Annotated in this window: 23 protein-coding genes; 10 read left to right on the forward strand and 13 right to left on the reverse strand. The window is 64.0% G+C overall.

Going from position 1 to position 20,434, the window contains the following annotated elements:
• Window positions 1-50: 50 nt before the first annotated feature.
• The 3 genes from M3A49_RS28895 (at window position 51) to M3A49_RS28905 (ending at window position 2,984) form a co-directional block, all read left to right on the forward strand.
• A complete protein-coding gene (locus tag M3A49_RS28895; RefSeq protein WP_266232061.1) occupies window positions 51-869 on the forward strand; it encodes a helix-turn-helix transcriptional regulator in 819 nt (272 codons plus the stop codon).
• Window positions 870-1,054: 185 nt separating this feature from the next.
• Window positions 1,055-2,758, forward strand: a complete 1,704-nt coding sequence (locus M3A49_RS28900; RefSeq protein ID WP_266232062.1) for an FAD-dependent oxidoreductase — start codon at window positions 1,055-1,057, stop codon at window positions 2,756-2,758.
• Between the two features lie 34 nt (window positions 2,759-2,792).
• Window positions 2,793-2,984, forward strand: coding sequence for a hypothetical protein (locus M3A49_RS28905; RefSeq protein WP_028205049.1), 192 nt, complete (start codon window positions 2,793-2,795; stop codon window positions 2,982-2,984).
• Between the two features lie 18 nt (window positions 2,985-3,002).
• On the opposite strand, the gene M3A49_RS42530 is transcribed toward M3A49_RS28905, so the two are convergent.
• The 7 genes from M3A49_RS42530 to M3A49_RS28940 form a co-directional block, all read right to left on the reverse strand.
• Window positions 3,003-3,545 carry a helix-turn-helix transcriptional regulator gene (locus tag M3A49_RS42530; RefSeq protein WP_323183340.1) on the reverse strand — a complete coding sequence of 181 codons (543 nt, stop codon included), beginning with the start codon at window positions 3,543-3,545 and terminating at the stop codon, window positions 3,003-3,005.
• Window positions 3,546-3,894: 349 nt separating this feature from the next.
• Window positions 3,895-5,625 carry a gamma-glutamyltransferase gene (gene ggt, locus M3A49_RS28915; protein WP_254355013.1) on the reverse strand — a complete coding sequence of 577 codons (1,731 nt, stop codon included), beginning with the start codon at window positions 5,623-5,625 and terminating at the stop codon, window positions 3,895-3,897.
• A 136-nt stretch (window positions 5,626-5,761) separates the two neighbouring features.
• Window positions 5,762-7,165, reverse strand: a complete 1,404-nt coding sequence (locus M3A49_RS28920) for an MFS transporter (protein WP_266232063.1) — start codon at window positions 7,163-7,165, stop codon at window positions 5,762-5,764.
• A gap of 229 nt (window positions 7,166-7,394) precedes the next feature.
• Complete coding sequence (locus M3A49_RS28925; RefSeq protein ID WP_266232064.1) at window positions 7,395-8,174, reverse strand: phosphocholine cytidylyltransferase family protein; 780 nt, start codon at window positions 8,172-8,174, stop codon at window positions 7,395-7,397.
• A gap of 28 nt (window positions 8,175-8,202) precedes the next feature.
• Entirely contained in the window at window positions 8,203-9,213 is a 1,011-nt protein-coding gene (locus M3A49_RS28930) for a flippase-like domain-containing protein (protein ID WP_266232065.1), read from the reverse strand.
• Window positions 9,210-10,019, reverse strand: coding sequence for a 2OG-Fe(II) oxygenase (locus M3A49_RS28935; protein WP_266232066.1), 810 nt, complete (start codon window positions 10,017-10,019; stop codon window positions 9,210-9,212). Before M3A49_RS28935 ends, M3A49_RS28930 begins: the two co-directional genes overlap by 4 nt.
• Entirely contained in the window at window positions 10,016-10,717 is a 702-nt protein-coding gene (locus M3A49_RS28940; protein ID WP_266232067.1) for a CDP-alcohol phosphatidyltransferase family protein, read from the reverse strand. The genes M3A49_RS28935 and M3A49_RS28940 overlap by 4 nt, the downstream gene beginning before the upstream one ends.
• A 218-nt stretch (window positions 10,718-10,935) precedes the next feature.
• Between M3A49_RS28940 and M3A49_RS28945 the strand changes: the two genes are divergently transcribed.
• Window positions 10,936-11,385 carry a hypothetical protein gene (locus tag M3A49_RS28945; protein ID WP_266232068.1) on the forward strand — a complete coding sequence of 150 codons (450 nt, stop codon included), beginning with the start codon at window positions 10,936-10,938 and terminating at the stop codon, window positions 11,383-11,385.
• Between the two features lie 3 nt (window positions 11,386-11,388).
• On the opposite strand, the gene M3A49_RS28950 is transcribed toward M3A49_RS28945, so the two are convergent.
• Both M3A49_RS28950 and M3A49_RS28955 read right to left on the reverse strand, forming a co-directional pair.
• Window positions 11,389-11,910 carry a hypothetical protein gene (locus tag M3A49_RS28950; protein WP_028205041.1) on the reverse strand — a complete coding sequence of 174 codons (522 nt, stop codon included), beginning with the start codon at window positions 11,908-11,910 and terminating at the stop codon, window positions 11,389-11,391.
• A 115-nt stretch (window positions 11,911-12,025) separates the two neighbouring features.
• On the reverse strand, window positions 12,026-12,415 hold the full coding sequence (locus M3A49_RS28955; RefSeq protein ID WP_266232069.1) for a hypothetical protein: 390 nt from the start codon (window positions 12,413-12,415) through the stop codon (window positions 12,026-12,028).
• Between the two features lie 165 nt (window positions 12,416-12,580).
• Here M3A49_RS28955 and M3A49_RS28960 point away from each other — a divergent pair, with 165 nt between their 5' ends.
• The 3 genes from M3A49_RS28960 to M3A49_RS28970 all read left to right on the forward strand — a co-directional run bounded on the left by M3A49_RS28960 (window position 12,581) and on the right by M3A49_RS28970 (window position 14,933).
• Window positions 12,581-13,744: a porin gene (locus tag M3A49_RS28960; RefSeq protein WP_266232070.1), complete on the forward strand. Its 1,164-nt coding sequence runs from the start codon at window positions 12,581-12,583 to the stop codon at window positions 13,742-13,744.
• Window positions 13,745-13,938: 194 nt separating this feature from the next.
• A complete protein-coding gene (locus tag M3A49_RS28965) occupies window positions 13,939-14,295 on the forward strand; it encodes a sugar ABC transporter ATPase (RefSeq protein ID WP_254355022.1) in 357 nt (118 codons plus the stop codon).
• A gap of 131 nt (window positions 14,296-14,426) precedes the next feature.
• Window positions 14,427-14,933 carry a metal-dependent hydrolase gene (locus tag M3A49_RS28970; protein ID WP_028205038.1) on the forward strand — a complete coding sequence of 169 codons (507 nt, stop codon included), beginning with the start codon at window positions 14,427-14,429 and terminating at the stop codon, window positions 14,931-14,933.
• A 206-nt stretch (window positions 14,934-15,139) separates the two neighbouring features.
• Here the strand turns inward: M3A49_RS28970 and M3A49_RS28975 are convergent, their stop codons facing one another.
• Complete coding sequence (locus tag M3A49_RS28975) at window positions 15,140-15,343, reverse strand: DUF6900 domain-containing protein (protein ID WP_028205037.1); 204 nt, start codon at window positions 15,341-15,343, stop codon at window positions 15,140-15,142.
• A 355-nt stretch (window positions 15,344-15,698) separates the two neighbouring features.
• Here M3A49_RS28975 and M3A49_RS28980 point away from each other — a divergent pair, with 355 nt between their 5' ends.
• A complete protein-coding gene (locus M3A49_RS28980) occupies window positions 15,699-16,361 on the forward strand; it encodes a helix-turn-helix domain-containing protein (RefSeq protein WP_266232071.1) in 663 nt (220 codons plus the stop codon).
• A 40-nt stretch (window positions 16,362-16,401) separates the two neighbouring features.
• Here the strand turns inward: M3A49_RS28980 and pcaQ are convergent, their stop codons facing one another.
• On the reverse strand, window positions 16,402-17,418 hold the full coding sequence (pcaQ, locus tag M3A49_RS28985) for a pca operon transcription factor PcaQ (protein ID WP_266232072.1): 1,017 nt from the start codon (window positions 17,416-17,418) through the stop codon (window positions 16,402-16,404).
• Window positions 17,419-17,559: 141 nt separating this feature from the next.
• Between pcaQ and pcaH the strand changes: the two genes are divergently transcribed.
• Both pcaH and pcaG read left to right on the forward strand, forming a co-directional pair.
• On the forward strand, window positions 17,560-18,264 hold the full coding sequence (gene pcaH, locus M3A49_RS28990; RefSeq protein WP_266232073.1) for a protocatechuate 3,4-dioxygenase subunit beta: 705 nt from the start codon (window positions 17,560-17,562) through the stop codon (window positions 18,262-18,264).
• Window positions 18,265-18,267: 3 nt separating this feature from the next.
• Entirely contained in the window at window positions 18,268-18,855 is a 588-nt protein-coding gene (gene pcaG / locus M3A49_RS28995) for a protocatechuate 3,4-dioxygenase subunit alpha (RefSeq protein WP_266232074.1), read from the forward strand.
• A gap of 169 nt (window positions 18,856-19,024) precedes the next feature.
• Here pcaG and M3A49_RS29000 read toward each other — a convergent pair whose 3' ends face one another.
• Entirely contained in the window at window positions 19,025-19,603 is a 579-nt protein-coding gene (locus M3A49_RS29000; RefSeq protein WP_266232075.1) for an NnrU family protein, read from the reverse strand.
• A gap of 319 nt (window positions 19,604-19,922) precedes the next feature.
• The gene (locus M3A49_RS29005; RefSeq protein ID WP_028205031.1) at window positions 19,923-20,153 is read right to left on the reverse strand and encodes an H-NS family nucleoid-associated regulatory protein; all 231 of its coding nucleotides are present in this window, start codon (window positions 20,151-20,153) and stop codon (window positions 19,923-19,925) included.
• Between the last annotated feature and the right edge of the window lie 281 nt (window positions 20,154-20,434).

Genomic DNA, 20,434 nt, shown 5'->3' on the forward strand with positions numbered 1-20,434 from the left:
ATGCTAATCTCATAGAAGTTGCTTTTTCCAGCCGTTTTCCGTCAAGAAACATGCGTTACTGGCATCTCGATCGACCGAGGCAGGCAGGTCAATTCGACCTCTCGCGCGTCACCAGCCTCGTTTCGGCCATTGGCCGCGACGACGCCAATGCGCTCGCCGCCGAAGTGCTGAACATGCTCGGCCCGGCGACTTCGGTCACGCAGTGCACCGTGTTCGCCTACGAATTCGGCAACCGGCCGCGCACGGTTTCCGTGGCCGATCATCGCGGCGGACGCTTTCTGCGCGACGTCGCCGATACCTACGCGCGCCTCTTCTACGCGCTCGACGGCAATCAGCAGATCGTCACCGGCGGCTCGACCGACAAGCCCGGCTCGTCGCTCGTGCTGCACTGGCAAAGCAGCGCGGACATCGCGCACGACGGTTACCGCACCGCGTGTTACGCCACGCCCAACGTGTCCGACCGGCTCTCGCTGCTGCTGCGGCCGGCCGCCGACATCTGGCTCTCCGTGAACCTGTACCGCGAAAGCGACGCCGGCAATTTTCAGCCGGGCGAAGTGGAGCTGGTCGAATCGCTCGCGCCGCTGATCGGCGAGTCGGCGCGGCATCACTACACGATTCGCGGCCAGAGCCAGCTCGGCATTCCTCAGATGATGCTCGCGCGCCTGCGCGGACTCTGCCCCACGCTGTCCAAACGCGAACTCGACGCCCTGCGCGGCGTGCTCGAAGGACGCAGCGCAGTTGAAATCGCCGAGTGCATGGGCGTGAAGCCCAGCAGTGTGGTGACGTATCAGAAACGCGCGTATCAGCGGCTGGGCATTTCGAGCCAGCGGCAGCTTTTTGCGCTTTGTCTGGCGACGGATCAGGGCTAAACACCCGCCGCAAGCGCGCGAAGAAGTAGGCGTGCGCAACACCCGCTCATCTCCCCCCGTAAGCCCCCTGTACCCAAATTGAGGACAGCGGGCCGCGCCTCGCGCTCCATACTGACTTCATCGCCAGCGCCCCTGCTCGGGGCAAGCCGGCAAGCACAAGACTTACGTATCGGAGACGCATTCCCATGAGCGCCGGATTCAAACCCTATCCGTTCGAGGCGAAGCAGTACGCCGCCCGCCTGCCCGAACTAGACGACGGCCGTGAAGCCCAACGCCACGCCGTGACGATCGTCGGCGGCGGTCCAGTGGGCCTCGCCATCGCGCTCGGCCTCGCGAAGCACGGCGTGCGCTCGGTGCTGATCGAAGCCGACGAATCGGTCTGCTACGGCAGCCGCGCGATCTGCATCTCGCGCCGCAGCCTTGAAATCGTCGAGCGCCTCGGCGCGCTCGACGGCTTCCTCGCCAAAGGCCTGCCGTGGACCGGCGGGCGCAGCTTCTATCGCAACGACGAAGTGCTGCACTTCACGATGCCGCAGGACGAAAACCAGAAGCTGCCGCCGATGGTCAACCTCGCGCAGTACCACATCGAACAATTCCTGCTCGATGCAGCGGAACGGCACTCCGATCTCATCGACATTCGCTGGTGCACGAAAGTGACGGCCCTGCAGGACGACGCGTATGGCGCGACGCTCTCGCTGTCCACGCCCGCAGGCGACTACATCGCGCAGACCGACTGGCTCATCGCCGCCGACGGCGGCCGCAGCACGGTGCGCGAGTCGCTCGGCCTGAAGCTTCAGGGCACGAGCTATGAGGGCCGTTATGTGATCGTCGACATCCTGCTCGACAGTGCGCGGCCCACGGAGCGGCTCGCGTATTTCGACCCGGCGTCGAATCCCGGCTCGACCGTCCTCGTCCACAAGCAGCCCGACAACGTGTGGCGCATCGACTATCAGCTGCGCGACGGCGAGGACGCCGACGAAGCGATCAAACCCGAAAACGTCATGCCGCGCGTGCAGAGCCTGCTCGACATGATGGGCGAGAGAGCATCGTGGTCGCCGGTCTGGATCACGATCTACAAGGCCAACGCGCTCACGCTCGAGCGCTATCGCCACGGCCGCGTGCTGTTCGCGGGCGACGCCGCGCACCTCGTGCCGATCTTCGGCGTGCGCGGTGCGAACTCGGGCATCGACGACGCCGACAACCTCGCGTGGAAACTCGCGTATGTCGTGAAGGGTCTCGCGAGCGACGCGCTGCTCGACAGCTACTCCGACGAGCGCGTCTACGCCGCGCACGAAAACTTGAGCTACGGGACCAAGAGCACGGAGTTCATGGCGCCGCCGTCGTTCGCCTTCGATCTGATGCGCACCGCCGTGCTGAGCCTCGCGCGCGAGCACGCCGCCGTGCGCTCGCTAATCAATCCGCGCCAGACTTCGGCCATCGCCTACACGGCCTCGCCGCTCAACGCGGCCTGCGACGCATTCGCGAACGGCCCGGCGCCGGGCACGGTGCTGCCCGAATGCCCGCTCACGATCGTCGATCAGGCAGGCACACGCGAAGGCCACGTGACCGACTTGATCGCGCCAGGCTTTACGGCGTTCTACTTCAGCGAGGATGGCACGACGCCCGCCCCGATCGCCGCGCTCGAAACGACGCTGGCCGCACGCGCACAGCCGTTCGCGCTGGTGCCGCTCGCGCAGCGCCAGCCCGGCGACGCACCACGCCGCAGCGGCTGGGACCAAACGGGACGCCTGTTCCCGATGTACGGCGCGCAGCCTGGCACTCTCTACCTCGTGCGCCCGGACGGCCATGTGCTCGGCCGCTGGCACGGCGAAGCCGGCACAGTCGCCACGCGGGCGCTCGCCGCCCTCGACCACGCGCTGTGTGCCTGAGCGCTGGCGGAATCAAGTACAGATGGAGAAAGCCATGACCGACAGCGAACTCGACACCGTCTACACGCAGCTGTGCAAGACCATGACCAATCTGGGCGAAGCCAACGGCCCGCTCTTTCTCGCGCGCTTCGCGCTGCTCGCGATCGAGCGGATCGGCAACGCACAAACCTGCCTCGGCTTGATCGACGCCGCAGGCAAGAACGTTTCGGCAGCCGTGCCGGAATAAGGGGAGACGCGGCGCGCCTCAGCGCGGCGTCGCCTGAACGAGCCGCGCGAGGCGCGAGCGGTTGCTGACGCCGAGTTTCTGAAACGAACGATCGAGGTGGGTGCGCACGGTCGTATAGGAAATGCCTAGCCGCTCGGCAATCTCCTTGTCGAGCAGCCCTTCCACCACGAGCGCGACCACGTCGCGCTCGCGCCGCGTCAGGCGGCTGATCGCTTCATTATCCGCAGTGGATGGGTCGCCTTGCGGCGGCTGAACGTGCCCCGTCTGCGCGTGCGAGCGCGCCAGCGCAGCAATGAAAGCCGGGCGCACCAGATCGAACAGCGCCCGTTCCCGAGCGGAGAAATGCTCGCACCGCTTGCCGCGCCGAATGCGCAGATGATCGAGATTCTCTTCGCCCGACCAGACGAACAGGTCCGCGTCCGCATGCAGGCCGTCGGCGTGCAGCAGTTCGAGCAGGCGCCGCCCCACCTCGAGACGCAAGGCGCCCTCGGGCAAGATATGGTCGGCCAGCAGCTTGAAGACGTCGGCGATCAACGCGAGTTCGCGGCTCGTCAGGTCCATGCTCGGGTGCGATGAGAAGTGGGCGCGCGCCTCACTTACGTGGCGGCGCAAACGTCAGAGCTTAGTGACCTCGCCTGACGGATTCAATATGCAGTGCGACTGTGAAGCGTGCAGCGGACATGCCGAAAAGAAAATGGGGCGGCAAATGCCGCCCCAAGAAAAACACACGCCGGCAAAGGGCTGTCTTCCGCCGGAGCTTGCATAGTACGCGATGAATAACAGAGCGGCATCCCCAAATTTGAGGACAAACGCTCATGTCATGCAAACTTTTGCCACCCCATGCCAGCTTGCCGACGCGAAATGGTTTGCTTTCATGCGGGGCGCATCGTTTCGCATCGGCGTCGCGGTTTTACTGGATCAGGCGCGACACGCCACGGCCGCGCGGGTCGGAAACCGCGTCGGGCGTATCGCCGTTGATCCGGATCGCCTGAATGTCACCGTTGAAGTCCTGCCCTTTCAGCACGTAGCCCTTCGCCTCGACCTGCTTGGCGAGTTCGCCGTCGATCGGCTGGTACGGCTCCCAGAAAATCGTGTTGGGCGGCAGCAACTGGTGGTGGAAGCGCATCGCCGCCACCGAGTCCTTCAACGGCATGTCGAAGTCGTAGTTGTTGTTGATGACCTGGAACACCGACGTGAAGATGCGCGACCCGCCCGGCGTACCGATCACGAGCGCCACCTTGCCGTCCTTCGTGAGGATGGTCGGCGTCATCGACGAAAGCGGACGCTTCTTCGGCGCAATCGCGTTCGCATCGCTGCCCACCACGCCGAACATGTTCGGCACGCCGGGCTTGGACGCGAAATCGTCCATCTCGTCGTTGAGCACGATGCCGGCGCCCGGCACGACCACGCCCGATCCGAAATAGCCATTGACCGTGTACGTGTTCGAAACGGCGTTGCCCCACTTGTCGACCACCGAGAAGTGCGTCGTTTCCGCCTTCTCAGGCATCGAGGTGCCGAGGCCCGGCTGCACGCTCTTGGTGTCGGAAGGCTTGTCGGGATCGACTTCGGCGGCGCGCTTCGCGAGGTAGGCGTCGTCGGTGAGCTGCGCGACCGGCACCTTGTAGAAGTCGGGGTCGCCGAGATATTGCGCACGATCCGCGAACACGCGTTTCTCGATCTCCGCGATCAGATGGATGTACTGCGGCGAATTGAGCGGCACGTCCTTGAATTGCGGCGCCAGCATTGCCTTCATCTTGAGCAGCTGCACGAGGCCCACGCCACCCGAACTCGGGGGCGGCGCGGTGATGATCTCGTAGCCGTTCCACTTCGCCTCCACGGGCTGGCGCCACACTGCCTTGTACTCCTGCAGGTCGCGCTTCGTGATTAGGCCGTGGCCCTTCATCGAGGCGGCGATCAGGTCCGCGGTCTTGCCGTCGTAGAAGTCCTTCGCGCCCTGGTTCGCAATGCGCGTGAGCACGTTGGCGAGATCGGGCTGCTTGAACGTCACGCCCTCCTTCAGGTTGCCGAAGTAGTCGTCGAAATTGGTCTTGCCGGCGAAGTCCTTTTCTGCGGCCTCACGGCGCTTTGCGAGCTGCTCGTCCACGACGAAGCCGTCGCGCGCGTATTTGATCGCCGGCGCGAGCACCTGCTTCCATTGCAGCCTGCCGAAGCGCTTCTGCGCTTCCCACATGCCCTCGACCGTCCCCGGCACGCCCACGGCGTCATAGCCGAACAGGCTCTTGCCCGGGATCACGTTGCCCTTGTCGTCGAGGTACATCGTGCGCGTGGCGGCGAGCGGCGCGCGCTCGCGATAGTCGAGGAAGTACGGCTTGCCGTTCACGTAGAGCGTCATGAACCCACCGCCGCCGATGTTGCCGGCTTCGGGGTACGTCACGGCGAGCGAGAAGGCGATGGCGACCGCCGCATCGACGGCGTTGCCGCCCTCCTTGAGGATCTGCTCGGCGGCGTCGGCCGCATACTTGTCGGCAACGGCCACCGCCGATGCATTCAGGACCGCGGGGCGTTGCTGCGTATCCTTAGCAAAGGCCGGCGTGGCTTCGAGGAAGCCCGTCGACAAGGCGGATAGCGAAAGCAGTGCGAGAGCGGCAGCGGAAATTTTCGTTTTTTCAACCAGCTTCATTGAGTTCACCCCATGATTCGGTTTGTTGGCCTACCGGAAACCTGCCTTGGCCTTATAGCATGCCGGGAAAACGATTGCGATCCGGCGATCCGCTGATTCCGCTGCCGTGCAAGACGACGTCCCGTCCTGGACTGGATCAGGCGTTGCCGCGCCGGCCGCGCGCAATTTCTTCGCCCGCATTCGCGGGCAAACGCATCGTCACCGGAATCGACGCCACCGAAAAGAGCCCGACCACGAGAAACGCCGGCCAGAAATCGGACCAGACGATGGCAGAATGCCCTTGCACGCGATGCGAGATCTGCAGCACGAGGCCCGCGATCGTCACGCCGAGACCGAGCGACACCTGCTGGATCACGCTTGCTACGCTCGTGGCGCGGCCGATGTCGCGCGTCGGAATATCGGCGTAGGCGAGCGAATTGAGGCCGGTGAACTGCAGCGAAGGAAAGATCCCGCCCGCGAGCACGATGAGCCAGATGAGCCACACGGGCATGCCAGGCGAAAACGAGCCGCATATCGCGATGGCCGTGCCCGCGAGCACCGCATTGACCATCAGGGTGCGGCGAAAGCCGAAGCGCCCGAGTACGCGCGAGACGATCGCCTTCATGAAGATCGAGCCGAACGCCGAAGCGCAGGTGATGGCGCCTGACGCGAACGCCGTCATGCCGAGCCCTTCCTGCAGCGTGAGCGGTAACAAAAAAGGCACGGCGCCAAGCCCGATGCGAAACAGCGACCCGCCCGCCACGCTCGCATTGAACGTGGGGATGCGCAGAAATTTCACATCGAGCACGGGCCGCTCGACACGTTGCGCATACAACCAATAGGCCACCAGCAGCAACGCGCCGATCACGCACATCGTCACCGCAGTGCCAGTGGCGACGAGCTCGCCGCCCACGAGCGAGAGGCCGAGCATGAACAGCGACGCCCCACCCGCCGAAAGCACGAAGCCGGCCCAGTCGAGCCGCCCCGGATGCTCCTCATGCATGTTCTCGATATGCCGGTTCGCGAGCCAGATGCCGAGCACGCCAATCGGAATATTGATGAAGAAAATCATCCGCCAATGCAGATACGTCGTGATGAACCCGCCGAGCGGCGGCCCCACGACCGGCCCGAGCAACGCGGGCACCGTGAGATAGTTGACCGCGCGAATGAAGTCCGATTTGGGCAGCGAGCGGAAGATGATGATCCGGCCCACCGGCACCATCATCGCGCCGCCGATGCCCTGCACGAAGCGGGCGGCCACGAACGTCTCGAGCGACCTCGAAGCCGCGCACATCAGCGACCCAGCCATGAAGATGCCGATGGCAGTGCGAAACACATTGCGCGAGCCGAAGCGATCGGCCACCCAGCCGCAGATCGGGATGAACACGCCAAGGCCGATCACGTAGCTCGTGACGGCCAGCTTGAGTGTGATGGGGTCCTGCCCGAGATCGCGGGCCAGCGCGGGGAGCGCGGTGACGATGACCGTCCCGTCCACGTTCTCCATGAACATCGAGCACGCGACAATGAGCGGAACGATGAATGTGCCGAGGGCTAATGGCATGGGCAGGAACGACGATCAGCGTGGCTGATGGCGTAAAGCTGCCATTATGGCCCTTGTTGCGGAAAACGGGAACCCGGCAACAGATGAAGCGGCGCGCCTCGTGTGTGCGGCATGAAGCGAAAGCGCCCGCAAAAGCAAATGCCGCGAAGCCCGCCTCCGCTTTCAAGCGGAGGCAGACCTCGCGGCCAGATTCAAGCAATCAGCGTTGGGCAATCCGCGCAGATGCGCTTCAGAGAGCCGTCTGCTTCACGCGGCTCACCACGGGACGCAGTTGCGGCAGCACCTGCTCTGCGGCGCGCGTGACGTCATTGGGGAAGTCGATCTCGATCCACGGCGCGCCGGTCACGTCCGCGGTTTCGAATTCGCTGCCGCGTTCGAGCAGCAGGTCGCGCAGCGCTTCTTCGTGCGGCAGGTTCGCGCGGCCCGTATCGACGTAGCCTTCGACGATCTGCGCAAAACGGCGCGCCGTCGCTTCGTTCAGGCGAAAGAAGCCCACCGACTCGCCGATCGTGTCGTATTGCAGACCGACCGCCAGCTGCTTGCGCAGTTCGACGGGCACGCCATTGCGCAGGCACAGCTTCACGGGCTCGTCACCGGCTTCGAAGTCGCGGTCGATCAAGAGACGGTTGGCCGGCCCCGCACCCGCCACGAGCGGCGCGAACACGCGCTCGTCGTAGAGCACGTCGGCGTCCATGAGCAGCACGTCGCCGCCGCGCGTGAGCGCTTCTGCCGTGCGATGCACCGTGAGCACGCTGCCCAGGTCGAAGCGCGGATTCATCACGACCTCGACCTTGTGCGGCCAGCTGATGCGCTTGAGTTCGGCCTCGACCAGCTCAGGCTGGAAGCCGAGCGCGAGCACGACGTCCGTCACTCCCGCCTCTTCCAGCAATTGCAGATGGCGTTCGAGCAGCGTCACGCCCTCGAACTGCAGCAGACATTTCGGAAACTGTTCTCCAGCGTGTTGCTGAAGGCGCAGGCCGAGGCCTGCCGCGAGAATGATGGCGCGCATGCGCAAACGTTCCTTGGGAGAAAAAAGGTCAATCGGCGACTTCGACAGCACAGACGCGCGAGGCGCGCCGGCGTTGCCAGCTACGTTCGCTGAAATGCAGATATAGAAGGCCCGGCAAGCCGAGCAGGATTTCTCGCGCGCGCTTGGCAAGCGAGAGCGCGAGCGCCGCCTCGGGCGGCAGGCCGACGAGCGGCGCGAGCAGCAGATAACCGCCCTCTTGCACGCCCAGCGAACCAGGAATGGCGAAGGCCGCGCCGCGAATCGCCTGGCCGATGCTCTCGAGCAGCAGCGCATCGATCCAGCCTACGGGATGACCGAGAAAGCGCAGCGCGAGCCACACTTCCACCGTGCCCACGAGCCAGCCCGCGAGGCTCAGCGCGAAGCTGACCGCCACGCGGCCACGCCGGGCGTAAAGCGACTTCACGGCTTCGTCGATGGCGTCGGCGCGCGTGGCAAGCGTTGACCAGTCGCGCTTGCCGAACACCTTCGAAGCGAGACGCAGCAGGCGGCCGAACAGACCGCGGCGCTGCGCGCCATAGAACAGCGCGATCAGGCCGCCGAGCACGGCGGTCGCGATCAGCGCGGCGACGCCGAGATCGCGCGGCGCGCCATTGGCGGCGTAGGCCGAAAAAAGCGCGATGCCGAATACGGCGAAGACGATCTGCGCGACGGCTTGCAGCGTCGTGCTCACGGTGATGGCCGCCGCCGCGTTGCGCATCGACATGCCGCGTTGCGCGAGCTGGCGAACCATCGCCACGGGGCCGCCGATCTGGCCCGCGGGCAACAGGCTGTTGACCGACTCGCCGCTCCACCGCGCGAGCAGTGCATCACGTTGATCGACACGCTCGCCTTTGCCAAAGAGCACGGCGATCGCACCCGCGTCCAGTGCGAGCGGCACGACGTGGAACGCCGCGACGAGCACCAGCCCCCAGCCGGCGGCCGCGAGCGCGCCCGTTACCGACCCGAGTCCCTGCCAGGCGAGCAGCGCAATGAAGAGTGCCGTGCCGATCGACAGCAGCAGGATGGCAGCACGGCTCACACCTTGCCTCCAAACGCCTTGCGGAACACCTGACGGAAACCGAAGTACGCAATGGCGTCCTTCATGTTCGAAATGAAACGCCGCCACGGGCGCATGTTCGGGTTCGTCACGTATTCGAGCGTCAGCGAAACGCGCACTTCGCCCTCGAGGCTCGGCGTGACGCGATGGCGAAGCTTGTCGCCGTCGAACACGATGAGCGCGCCCGGCGGGTACTGCACCGAGCCCGGTTCATCCGCCTTGTTCGGGTCTTTCGTGTGCAGCTCGTAGTCGAGCTTGCACGACGACTCGTCGATCACGCCGAGCAGCACCGTATAGCGGCGGCCGTCGTAATACGACGTGTCGTAATGCCAGCCGATATGATCGCCGGCGCGTGTGTAGTAATAGAGCGCGTAAGCGTGCGGGTCGTCTTCGGGCGACAACTGCAGGCGGTCGCCCGTGATCTTTTCGAGCCACGCAATCAGTTGCGGCGAGCGGTAAAGCTCGGCGATGTACGGCGCGAGGCGGTCGATGGTGTGACGGCTCACGCTGCCGCCCGCCTTGTGGCCCGGCAGATAGTTGCGGTTGACTTCAGGAAGCAGCGCGTTGGCCGCGTCGATCAACTGTTGCGTGGCGTCGGCGGGCAGAAAATCGGAGAGATACAGGAACGAGCCCTGGCTCTGGTAGTCGTCGCGCAGGCGCGCGGTGTTCAACGGTTGAAGCGTGCGGCCGATCGCGCCGTCCGGCTCGCCGGCCGCCGCGCGCGCGGCGCGGGCTGGTGCGGGGACGGGAGGCGCTACGACCTGTTCTTGTTCTGCTTGCACGCTCATCTGCTGCTCCACGCCTGACTGGTTTCCTTGGCGGGGCGCAAGCGGCGCGTCACGCGCACATAGTCGAGCACCACCCAGATGGCGAACAACGGCGCCCCGATCGAGGCCGCGATAATGAACGGCGACACGACGCCTGTCAGCGTGACAAGGGGTAGCAGATACAACACGTCCTCAGTCTCAAAGCCGCCGGCGAACGCCTGTTGGGTGCCCGCCTTGCCGGCCATTTCCTCGACGCGCATGCGCAGGAAAAAAATCACGGCGACCGCGACGCCCGCGATGCCGCCGAGCACGGCGGGCGGCACACGCCATTCGGCGCCGGCGTGGGCGGCCACGACGCCGAGGCCGTAGCCCATGCCAAAGAACAGCAGAACGGTAACGAGAGCGTCTGCCGCGAGATCGTACAAATGCCCGATTCGGCTGGTTTTGCCGCTGATGCGCGCCAGCTCACCGTCGGTATGGTCAACAAAATTCGACAGTACGATCAGAAATGCGCCGATATTGACGTGCAGAAAATCTCCGAGCGCCAGATAAAAGCCGCCGGCAACGCCAATCAGGAGTCGCAGCGTGGTCAGATGATTCGGGGTAACGCGCGTGGGTATAAGCGGAGTGACGAGCCAACGCGCCGCGCGAGCGTCCCACGTGCGCGGCTGCGGCACCGTCCGTGGAGCCGTTTTTACAGGTTTGTTTTTTTCGGTCATAACCGCGAAATATATACGCCTTCCAGAAAACTTGCAGGTGTTCCGACGTTCGCCCTACTTCAGCTTGTGGTTTTGTAAGGCAAAGCGCCAGATCGGCTCCCGCAGCGCCGCAAGCGAAATCGCCCGAACACGCGTAGAGTGCAACCCTTCGCGCCAGCCCGGGCGTTGTGCGCCCACCGCATTCCGGCCTGGGCGTACGCACTTTCGCCACTCATTTAATGAAACGCTTTACCTTTGTCGCCCTTTTTCTCGCTTTCCTGACGCTTCTCGCCGGCAATGCCCGCGCCGCCGCCATCGACGACTCGCTGACCTGCAGCGAGTCCGCGCACGACTTCATCGCGGGGCTGATCATGCAAAACCTGATCGATCCGAAGCCCATGAAGGTCGAAAGCAATTCGATCAACGCGTTCTGGCCCGCGCGCGGCCAGCGCATGACCGCCTATGGCTTCAGCGTGTTCGCCATCGTGGGTTTCCAGAAGGACGACCCGCTCTTCAAGACCGGCGACGGCACGCCCATCGCCCCTTCCGCCTACGGGGCCGTCGTGGTCGGCACCCAGGCCAGGGTGCAGGCGGCACTCACGGCGGCAGGCAATAACGCCATCGTCCACCATGCCGGACCGCTATTGACTGCGATCTTCTGCAAGCAGGAGTCAGCGGGCGGGTTCTGATATTTACTCGATACGCCCGAAACCGCCTTCGGCCCAGGCCTCGGCGCGCGCTTTCGTGAGCTTGAAGTTCGGCGCGACGCGCGCTTGAGCGAGTTGCTCGCCAAACGCATCGATCGCGCTGACGAGCGCGTAGGGCTCGTACTCGTCGGGAACGATGTCGAGCGTCACGTCCACATCGCCCTCTGCGGTCTGCACGCTCACGCGCTTGTGCAGCAGCGCGCGCAATTGCTGCTCGTGCCGGCGCAGCACCTCCGAAGCGGTTTTTACGAGCGTGTTGAACGCCGACGTATCGAGCGGCTTGGGATTCTTCTTGTCACGGCCCATGGTCCACGGGCCGACGAGTGCAGGCTCCGGCTCGCCGTCCTTGATCATTTGGACGGCCCAGCCGTCGTCGTCCTCGTTCTTGATCACGCGCGCGGTCCAGCCGTCCTTGCGCCATAGGCGCGCTTCCTGGATCACCTCGGCTTCGGCTGCGGGGTCATCGGCGGGGAAATCGGGATCGGTTGCGGGTGAGGAATCGGTCATGGCGGGGTTTTCATCGGGTTCTGCGCGGGACTTGCCCGTCGCGGGGCAAGGGCAAGATTCTACCCGGATCGCGTCGCGCGTCGGGCGCGTCGTCTTGCTATCCGGTTGATTCGGATTATCCCGCCACCAAACCGGAATATCTGACAGCGGCTTTAATCATTGCGTTTTCCGCAATGCACCATTCCGCTTCGCGCATTAATTTAAAATGATTTTCCGCAGGCAAAAAAACGCGGCCCGAGAGCCGCGTAAAAACAGATGAAAAAAGACCACCCTTGGTCGAGGGCTGGAGAAATTGTACCGCCGCGCGATGCGTGTGTTCAGTCCATGATCTGGAACAGTACCTTTCACCAAACGCCAAGAATCGCGCTTGAAAGAGCGTTGAATTCGCGCTAGGCCAGCCTCTGTGCGGGTTTGCCGCATCGTCGCGGGTGCGCAACAGATTATCCATACGGACCATTTTGTCGCACCAGATAATCCAATAGAAAATCTCTTTATATGCAGTCACTTACGGCGATTAATGCTGATCGAGAAATAAGATGAATGCATTGTTGCGTCGATTTGCGTAAATACGCCGAATCGCGGGCCTACACTTCGCTGCGAATCAGCCGGGCACGAAATCGATTTTCAGAATATTCGGCCCGGGATTCCCCAAGTTCTGACCGGAGAAAACATGAAAAAAGCACTCATTGCTGCAGGCGTCCTCAGTGCATTTGCCATAAGCGCCCATGCGCAAAGCAGCGTCACCCTTTACGGCTCGCTCGACGCCGGCATCGTCTACGCGAACAACGTCGGCGGCCACAGCCTGTGGGCTCAGGGTAGCGGCGCTCTCTCGAACAACTACTTCGGCTTTCGCGGCGCCGAAGACCTGGGCGGCGGCCTGAAGGCGATCTTCACCCTCGAGAGCGGCTTCAATCTCAACAACGGCGGCTACAAGAACGGCGACAGCGGTTTCAACCGCCAGGCCTGGGTCGGCCTGCAGAGCGATCGGTTCGGCACGCTCACGCTCGGCCGGCAGTATGACTCGATGGTCGATTACCTCTCGCCGCTCTCGGAAGCCGGCGCGGGCTTCGGCAACAATCTCGCGGGCCACCCGTTCGACAACGACAACCTCGCGCAAAGCTATTCGATCAAGAACTCGGTCAAGTACGCCAGCGCGAACTACGCAGGCTTCCAGTTCGGCGGCCTGTACGGCTTCAGCAACGACGCGAGTGGCTTCGCCAATGGCCGCGCGTGGAGCGTGGGCGCATCGTACGGCAACGGCCCGCTGAACTTCGCAGCCGCCTACTCGCAACAGAACAACTCCGGCAGCCTCGGCGCCGCGAACAGCGCGGCTTCGGCCGACCAGAACATCTCGGCACGGCTGCAGCGCTCGTTCGGCGCGGGCGTGAACTACACCTTCGGCCCGGCACAGGTTGGCTTCGTATGGACGCACTCGCAGATCGACGGCATGCAGGGTCTCTCGAGTGGCGGCAGCGCGCCGCTGCCGGGCCTCTCGGGCCTGAACCTGCACGTCGACAACTATGAGATCAACGGCGCTTACCATCTGACGCCCGCCCTCGCGTTCGTCGGCTCCTACACGTTCACCGACGGCACGGTCACGGGCAACGGCAGCAACAACAGCCCGAAGTGGCACACCGTGGTCGTCGGCACCGACTACTCGCTGAGCAAGCGCACGGACGTCTATCTCGCCGGCGTTTACCAGCACGCTTCGGGCTCGCTCGGCTATAACGCCGACGGCTCTGGCATCGCGAACGTCGCTGCGATCAATACGCTCTCGCCTTCATCAACGAACAATCAGGTGGCCGCGACAGTCGGTCTGCGTCACCGCTTCTGATCGCTCGGGGTTGGGCAAACCCGGCGCGACCCGCCACGCTGCCTTGCCTTTGCGAAACGCACATGCGCCACAAGCGCATGTGCGTTTTTTCGTGTTACCTGTTGCATCTTTTTACGTCTGCGTGGGCCTTGATCCAGATCGGGGTGCGTATACTCATTGGCATAATCCGCTGCTTCGATACTGTCACGCCGCCTATGAAAACGCTCACGCAACGAATCCTCGCCGCGACTCCGCTCGCGCTCATCGCCGCTTGTGGATCGACACCGCCGTCCGGCACCGCTTCGAACGGCGAACCGATGATCTACGCTTCGTCGGCGCGGTCGGCATCGTCGGTCGCGAGTTGCCTCGAAGACCGCCTGCCGCGCGTGCACACTTCGCGTGACGGCAATACGACCGAGCTGAGCGTGGGCTCGCGTTCGGACGCGTCGTACTTCGTCACGCTCACACCGAACGGCCACGGCTCGGTCATTCGCGTCACGCACGGCGCTTCGGCGTCGAACGATCCGCCTGAAGAAGAACTGCGCTTCGACGTGGCGCGCTGCACGACCTGACGCGCGAACGACTGGCGCGGGCACCGCGCGCGCCACACGACGTACCGCATGTCGCCGGCCTGTCGCCCCTGTCATAACGGCGACACATCTGCGAAGATTGCGCCCCCTTCGACTTCGCAACACACCGCTTCATGGCATCAGGCACCGCACATCACGCCACGGGTTGGGCCGCCGGCGTCATCGCCGCCGCAATCGTCACGCATCAGGGCGCCGATAGCGCCTGGCATCTCTACGCCGCGCTCGCGTTCGCGGCGGGTGTCGCGGGCGGATCGGCGCCCGACTGGCTGGAGGTCGCATGGTGGCGCAAGAAGCGGCGCCTCTGGATCACACATCGCACGTTCACGCACTGGGGCATCGGCTGGATCGCGTTGCTCGTGTGGTCGTATCACAAACTCGGGCACCTGCCGCTCGCGGCGCCCGCGTTCGGCTTCGCTTGCGGAGGCGTGATCCACCTGTTCGCCGACTGGCCCAATCCACTCGGTGTGCCGTGGATCTTTCAACGGCACTCGCTGAACTGGTGGCGCAGCGGACGTTGCGACCTGATCGTCGTCGCCGCGTCATGGGTGGCCGCGTGGTTTTTCGCCGTGCATGGCGTGCCGCACGACTGGTCGCTCGCGCCGTTGCGTCGGCTCGTCTGACTGATCAGGTTTCCTCGTACGGGCGCCGGTGCAGGCGCACCGTGCGTCATGCAGCTGATGAAGCGTTGAATAACAATCGTCTGGGCTGGATCGGGCGCCGCATCGCCCATTAATCATGGGTAATGTTTATTATCGTGTTAATAAAAGCCAAAATAAAAACGGCGCCCCTTTAAAGGACGCCGCTCCTAAATCGCGTCATGCGGTATTCAGGCGTTCTGCTCGCACTCGGCGCGGCCCATGCGGTAGCCGACGATCAACCCGGCGTCATACGCCGACTCCAGCGCGCGGCCAATATCCTCCGCGCTCACGAGGTGCGCGTCGGCGGTCGGCTTCCCGGTCAGTTCGAAGCTCTCGATCCCGAGCGTTCTTCGCGAGATTGCCAGCAATAATTCGAGTCGTTCGTCATGCATTTTGCGCTCTCCACTTGATCCACATCATCTGATTACAATGATAAATATCAAAATCCGTGTGAGCCGCGACGCATGGACGCATATTGAAGCGTCACTCTAATATCAAACCCAAGAAATCTTTAAAGTTTGTTAAATCAACACCCGATCAATCTTTAAAAAACATTAAATCGAATCGTTTTAATTCGCAATTAAACGGGGCATCAATGCATAGCGGCTTGCCCCATGCCGCCGAGCGGACGTCGCGGCCCGGGCCGGCCAGGCGAGGTCAGGGTTTCGCGCGGGCAACCGTTTGATATGATCGGTAAGACATCGCGGGGCCCAACCAGGGCTTTTTGTCAGCATTCGAACGTAGCCCATGGACTCCACGCTCACCCCATCCGCCAGCACGGCGACCACCGAACTCGGCCGCCGCGTGCGCGCCGCGCGCGTCGCCCAGGACCTGACGCTCGATACGGCCAGCCGCCTGTGCGGCGTCTCCCGCTCGACCCTGTCGAAAGTTGAAAACGGCCTCATGTCGCCAACCTTCGACGTGCTCCAAAAGATCGTCGGCGGGCTCAGAATCGACCTGGCCGAGCTGTTCGGCACCCCGCCCAGGCTCAATGCCGGCGGCCGCCGCGCGCTCACGCGCAACGGCGCGGGTCAGCGCCACGCCTATCGCGGCTATCAAATGGAGTTGCTCGCCACCGATCTCGCGCACAAGGCCATGCTCCCGTTTCGCATCCGCATCACCGCGCATTCGCTCGACGCGTTCGACGACTGGGGCCGTCACGAAGGCGAAGAGTTTCTCTACGTGATCAGCGGCAGCGTGTGCCTGTATTCGGAGCTTTACGCGCCCACCTGTCTGGAAGCCGGCGACAGCCTCTACTTCGACAGCCGCACCGGCCACGCGGCCATTTCGACGAGCGAAGAAGACGCCGAAGTGCTGTGGATGGCCACGAGCGCGCGCCTGCCCGGCGTTGCGCCGGAAGCGTCGGCAACCTCGAAGTCGCGCGCCAAGGCGAAGCTCGCGGCCGGCTGAATCCAGCGCGCGGCATTGGGTCTGCGGGATCCGTGAGACCTCAACCCTTGGCGCCGGGCGAACGCTTGCCCGCGGAAGGGTTTGCGGCACGCGCACGCCGCGTCCGGGGCGCGGCGGAGCCATCCGGCCGCACATCGCGCTCGCGCGCCGCACGCCGCACGGCCTCGATCAACGCGCGACCGGCAGGCGCGGGCTGGGTATCGGTACGCTGAATCACCCCCACCGGCTCTTCGCCGCCCGCGGAAGGCAACGGCAACCGCACTAGCGTCCCGCGCCGAAGATCGTACTCGACGGCACCGGCGGGCACGAACCACACCGCGTCGTTCTGGAGCGCCAGCGCGCGCCCCACCGAAACCGAAAGCAACTCGACGAACACCGACAGCGGCGGCGCGCGCCAGGCGGCGAGCAGGCTGTCCGCCGCCTGGCGGATCAACGTGCCGAACGGCGGCAGCACAAGCGGAAACGATGCGAGTTGCGCAGGCAACCCCGCCCCCTGCGCGAGCGGATGCCCCGCGCGGACCACCACGGCGAGCGGCTCGTTGTACAGCTGCTCGAAGCTCAGGCCCACCATGCGCTCAGGGTCGGCCAGACGGCCCACCGCAAAGCTGATCGCCCCTGTCTTCAGCCGATCGAGCAGCTCGGTGTTGGCCCCCGTCATCAGCCGCACGCTCACGCGCGGCCATTCCTCGCCGAAGTGACGCAACGCGCCGGGCAGCAACGCCGTCGCCACAGTAGGCAGCACGCCGATATCGAGCGTCGCGGTCACCGCGCCTTCGTCGCGCGCTAGCAAGGCCACGCCCTGGCGCAGCGCGCTCACGCAGGCGCTAGCGTGCGGCATGAAAAGCTGCCCCTCGCGCGTGGGCACCGCGCCGTGCCGCCCGCGCTCGAACAGCTTCACGCCCAGCACCAGTTCCAGCTCGGCAATCGTCTTCGACACGGCAGGCTGGGTGACCGAAAGGCTCTCGGCGGCCTGCTGCACGCTGCCCATCTGCGCCACGGCAAGGAAACACTGAAGATGACGGAATTTGACGCGTCCGTCCGCGAGCCGGTTTTGCATAACGATTCGTTATACGAGGTGCGAAAAAACATCATTTTGCATAACTTTTCGCTTTGGATAAAGTGGCTGCATCGGCTCGCACCGCCAACCGCTGCCGGCGCCAGGCCATCCCCCCCCAATAATCCACTCAGGAGACACCCCATGGCCGAGTCCATCCTGTCGCCGCGCGACTTCGACTCGCACCCCGCATACGTTTATCCGCCGTACCGTTCGTCGGTCAAACGCGGCCCCACGCTCCCGCTCATTCCTCTGAAAGAAAAGCTGCGCAACCAGCACGCGCCCGTGTACGGCACCGACGACCTCGGCGCGCTCGATCACGACCTCACGCGCAACGCGGCCAGGAACGGCGCGCCGCTCGGCGAGCGCATCATCGTCACGGGCCGCGTGCTCGACGAAGGCGGCAAGCCGGTGCGCAACACGCTCGTCGAAATCTGGCAGGCCAACGCCGCCGGCCGCTATGTCCACAAGCAGGACCAGCACGACGCGCCGCTCGATCCCAACTTCCTCGGCGCTGGCCGCGCGATCACCAATAACGACGGCCGCTATCGCTTCCTCACGATCAAGCCGGGCGCGTATCCCTGGGGCAATCACCCGAACGCCTGGCGTCCGAATCACATCCACTTCTCGCTGTTCGGCGATTATTTCGGCTCGCGTCTCGTCACGCAGATGTATTTCCCCGGCGACCCGCTGCTCGCGTTCGACCCGATCTACCAAGGCACGCCCGAAGACGCACGCGAGCGCATGATTTCGCGCTTCTCGCTCGACACCACCGAAGAAGGCTACGCGCTCGGCTACGAATTCGACATCGTGCTGCGCGGCCCGAATCAAACCCCCACGGAGCGTTGAACCATGGCACTCAAGGAAACGCCTTCGCAAACGGTCGGCCCGTACTTCGCTTACGGCCTGTGTCCGCAGCAATACGACTTCGATTTCAAGAGCCTCTTCACGGCCAACGTGGTCGGGCCTGAAACGCCGGGCGAGCACATCACGCTGATCGGCCGCGTGATCGACGGCGACGGCAAGGCCGTGTTCGACGCAATGCTCGAGTTTTCGCAGGTCGATGCAAACGGCCGTTATCCGGCTTCGCGCGAGGCAATCGCCAGAGACGGCTTCCGCGGTTTTGCACGCGTGGGCACGGGCACGGATGCGCAGCACCGCTTCATCGTGCATACCGTGAAGCCGGGCGTCGAGAACGCCGGCGAAGCGCCGCATCTGAACGTGATCGTGATGATGCGCGGGATGCTCACGCACACCTTCACGCGCATCTATTTCGAAGACGAAGCCGCCGCCAACGCCGCGGACCCGGTGCTCTCAGCCGTGCCCGCCGCGCGCCGCGACACGCTCATCGCGCGCCGCAGCGAGCAGGCCGGCAGCATCGTCTACACGTTCGACATCCGCATGCAGGGCGCACGGGAAACGGTGTTCTTCGATCTTTAATGCATCGACGGATACGCGAGCCGGATCGTGCGGACTTTCACGTGGCTTTCATGAACCGGCCCTATGATCGTGCCGCTGCGATCTGATCGCGGAACTCCGAGCTGTACCTTGTGAAGCCTGCCATGCGCAGGCTTCTTTTTTTGCCGTGCGCCTGCGGCCCGCCGCGCGCTCAGCCGAGCGGCCGCACACCGATCAGCACGCCATGCAGCCAGAAGGCGAACACGGCCCAGACCACAAGTCCGACCACGACGACGATCGCATCGCGCGAAACTTGTCCCGGCGGATAGACCACCCCGGCTTCGCGGTCGCGCCGGTTCTCGCCCCGCAGCTCGAACAACGCCCAGACGAGGAAAACCCCGAAGAGAATGATGTCGTTGAGCGTGCCGTTTGCGAGCAGATGCGCGAACGCCCAAAGCGCGACACCGCTCACGAACGGCTGGCCGACCGCGCGCTTGAAGTGATTACCCGGCACATAGGCCGCGACGAGCAGGATGAAGGCAATGGCGGTGAGGAGTGCCGTGACATGCGCCATCCAGAACGGCGGCAGCCAGATCGGCACGGGATAGCGGCGTGATAGACCGTAACCATAGACGATCAGGACGAAGCCCAGAATGGAAAGCAACGCGAACGCGCCTCGCCAGGCACGCGGACCCAGGCGCTCGATCTGCGCGGCGCGCCAGGGCCCTGCCACGATGCGGATCGAATGGACACCAATGAAAATCACGAGGCCCAGCACGAGTATCGCCATGACTACCTCCCTGCCGCAGCAAGAACGCAATGGGCGAGATTGTCGCGCAGCTTGATCGCGCAGCCAACCGGAGTTTTCAAAAAAGCTGACTAATTACGCGCGCAAATGCCAGCAAAAAAGAATGCGGAATTCATTGCGCGCCTTAGCCGGCGCGGCACATTAGGAGGCGCAATTAAATCCCGGCTCGCGCCGAAAGGCATTTTAAAACCATGCTGAATAATACTGGGCGCCGCGCCATTGCGCGGGCTTTGCGGCATGCGCCGCGAACGGTCTGGCGGTCGAAAGGGCAACACCGGCGCGCCTTCACGCACCGTCATGCCTAGCAGCGAAAATGCTCGATATCCTGTCCCGCGTGCTTATAGCGCAACAGCCAGGGCGGCATATCGCCCTCGCCATTCCACGTATTCCCGTATGCGTCGCGGTACTTGGGTAGTTTTTCGCTTTCGGCAATAGACGCTTCAAGCTCTTCGAACGTAATGCCGTACTCTTCCATACGGCGTCGAATCCACACGATGAGCCGTTCGCGCGCCTCTCCATCGAGGTCGAACATCGATTAATTCCTCTCGCTTCGTCAAGGGCAAGGCACCGATACAACGATCGGCAGAGAATCGTCTTCCCTGAAAAGACAAAGGCTTCGCGAACGAACTGCGAAGCCTTGCTGCACTGATGAAGTGGCCTGGGCGTGGAGCCCGCGACCGGTTCGGAGGGGATCTGCAGTCCGCTGCTCCGCTCTCAGTTGACGCCGCTACAGGTGAGCGAACGTTTGCTGCAAGCGGAACCCATGATACCTTGCGCTCGCGGCACAGATCAAGCGGTTTCAAGGCGGAGCGG

It is taken from the genome of Paraburkholderia sp. CNPSo 3076 (assembly GCF_026343935.1).
In the GTDB taxonomy this organism is placed as follows: domain Bacteria; phylum Pseudomonadota; class Gammaproteobacteria; order Burkholderiales; family Burkholderiaceae; genus Paraburkholderia; species Paraburkholderia nodosa.

Bases quoted from the DNA above. Each gene is read 5' to 3' on its own strand.
- M3A49_RS28895 (WP_266232061.1), top strand. From the start codon at position 51: ATGCGTTACTGGCATCTCGATCGACCGAGGCAGGCAGGTCAATTCGAC.
- M3A49_RS28900 (WP_266232062.1), top strand. From the start codon at position 1,055: ATGAGCGCCGGATTCAAACCCTATCCGTTCGAGGCGAAGCAGTACGCC.
- M3A49_RS28905 (WP_028205049.1), top strand. From the start codon at position 2,793: ATGACCGACAGCGAACTCGACACCGTCTACACGCAGCTGTGCAAGACC.
- M3A49_RS42530 (WP_323183340.1), bottom strand. From the start codon at position 3,545: ATGGACCTGACGAGCCGCGAACTCGCGTTGATCGCCGACGTCTTCAAG.
- ggt (WP_254355013.1), bottom strand. From the start codon at position 5,625: ATGAAGCTGGTTGAAAAAACGAAAATTTCCGCTGCCGCTCTCGCACTG.
- M3A49_RS28920 (WP_266232063.1), bottom strand. From the start codon at position 7,165: ATGCCATTAGCCCTCGGCACATTCATCGTTCCGCTCATTGTCGCGTGC.
- M3A49_RS28925 (WP_266232064.1), bottom strand. From the start codon at position 8,174: ATGCGCGCCATCATTCTCGCGGCAGGCCTCGGCCTGCGCCTTCAGCAA.
- M3A49_RS28935 (WP_266232066.1), bottom strand. From the start codon at position 10,019: ATGAGCGTGCAAGCAGAACAAGAACAGGTCGTAGCGCCTCCCGTCCCC.
- M3A49_RS28940 (WP_266232067.1), bottom strand. From the start codon at position 10,717: ATGACCGAAAAAAACAAACCTGTAAAAACGGCTCCACGGACGGTGCCG.
- M3A49_RS28945 (WP_266232068.1), top strand. From the start codon at position 10,936: ATGAAACGCTTTACCTTTGTCGCCCTTTTTCTCGCTTTCCTGACGCTT.
- M3A49_RS28950 (WP_028205041.1), bottom strand. From the start codon at position 11,910: ATGACCGATTCCTCACCCGCAACCGATCCCGATTTCCCCGCCGATGAC.
- M3A49_RS28960 (WP_266232070.1), top strand. From the start codon at position 12,581: ATGAAAAAAGCACTCATTGCTGCAGGCGTCCTCAGTGCATTTGCCATA.
- M3A49_RS28965 (WP_254355022.1), top strand. From the start codon at position 13,939: ATGAAAACGCTCACGCAACGAATCCTCGCCGCGACTCCGCTCGCGCTC.
- M3A49_RS28970 (WP_028205038.1), top strand. From the start codon at position 14,427: ATGGCATCAGGCACCGCACATCACGCCACGGGTTGGGCCGCCGGCGTC.
- M3A49_RS28975 (WP_028205037.1), bottom strand. From the start codon at position 15,343: ATGCATGACGAACGACTCGAATTATTGCTGGCAATCTCGCGAAGAACG.
- M3A49_RS28980 (WP_266232071.1), top strand. From the start codon at position 15,699: ATGGACTCCACGCTCACCCCATCCGCCAGCACGGCGACCACCGAACTC.
- pcaQ (WP_266232072.1), bottom strand. From the start codon at position 17,418: ATGCAAAACCGGCTCGCGGACGGACGCGTCAAATTCCGTCATCTTCAG.
- pcaH (WP_266232073.1), top strand. From the start codon at position 17,560: ATGGCCGAGTCCATCCTGTCGCCGCGCGACTTCGACTCGCACCCCGCA.
- pcaG (WP_266232074.1), top strand. From the start codon at position 18,268: ATGGCACTCAAGGAAACGCCTTCGCAAACGGTCGGCCCGTACTTCGCT.
- M3A49_RS29000 (WP_266232075.1), bottom strand. From the start codon at position 19,603: ATGGCGATACTCGTGCTGGGCCTCGTGATTTTCATTGGTGTCCATTCG.
- M3A49_RS29005 (WP_028205031.1), bottom strand. From the start codon at position 20,153: ATGTTCGACCTCGATGGAGAGGCGCGCGAACGGCTCATCGTGTGGATT.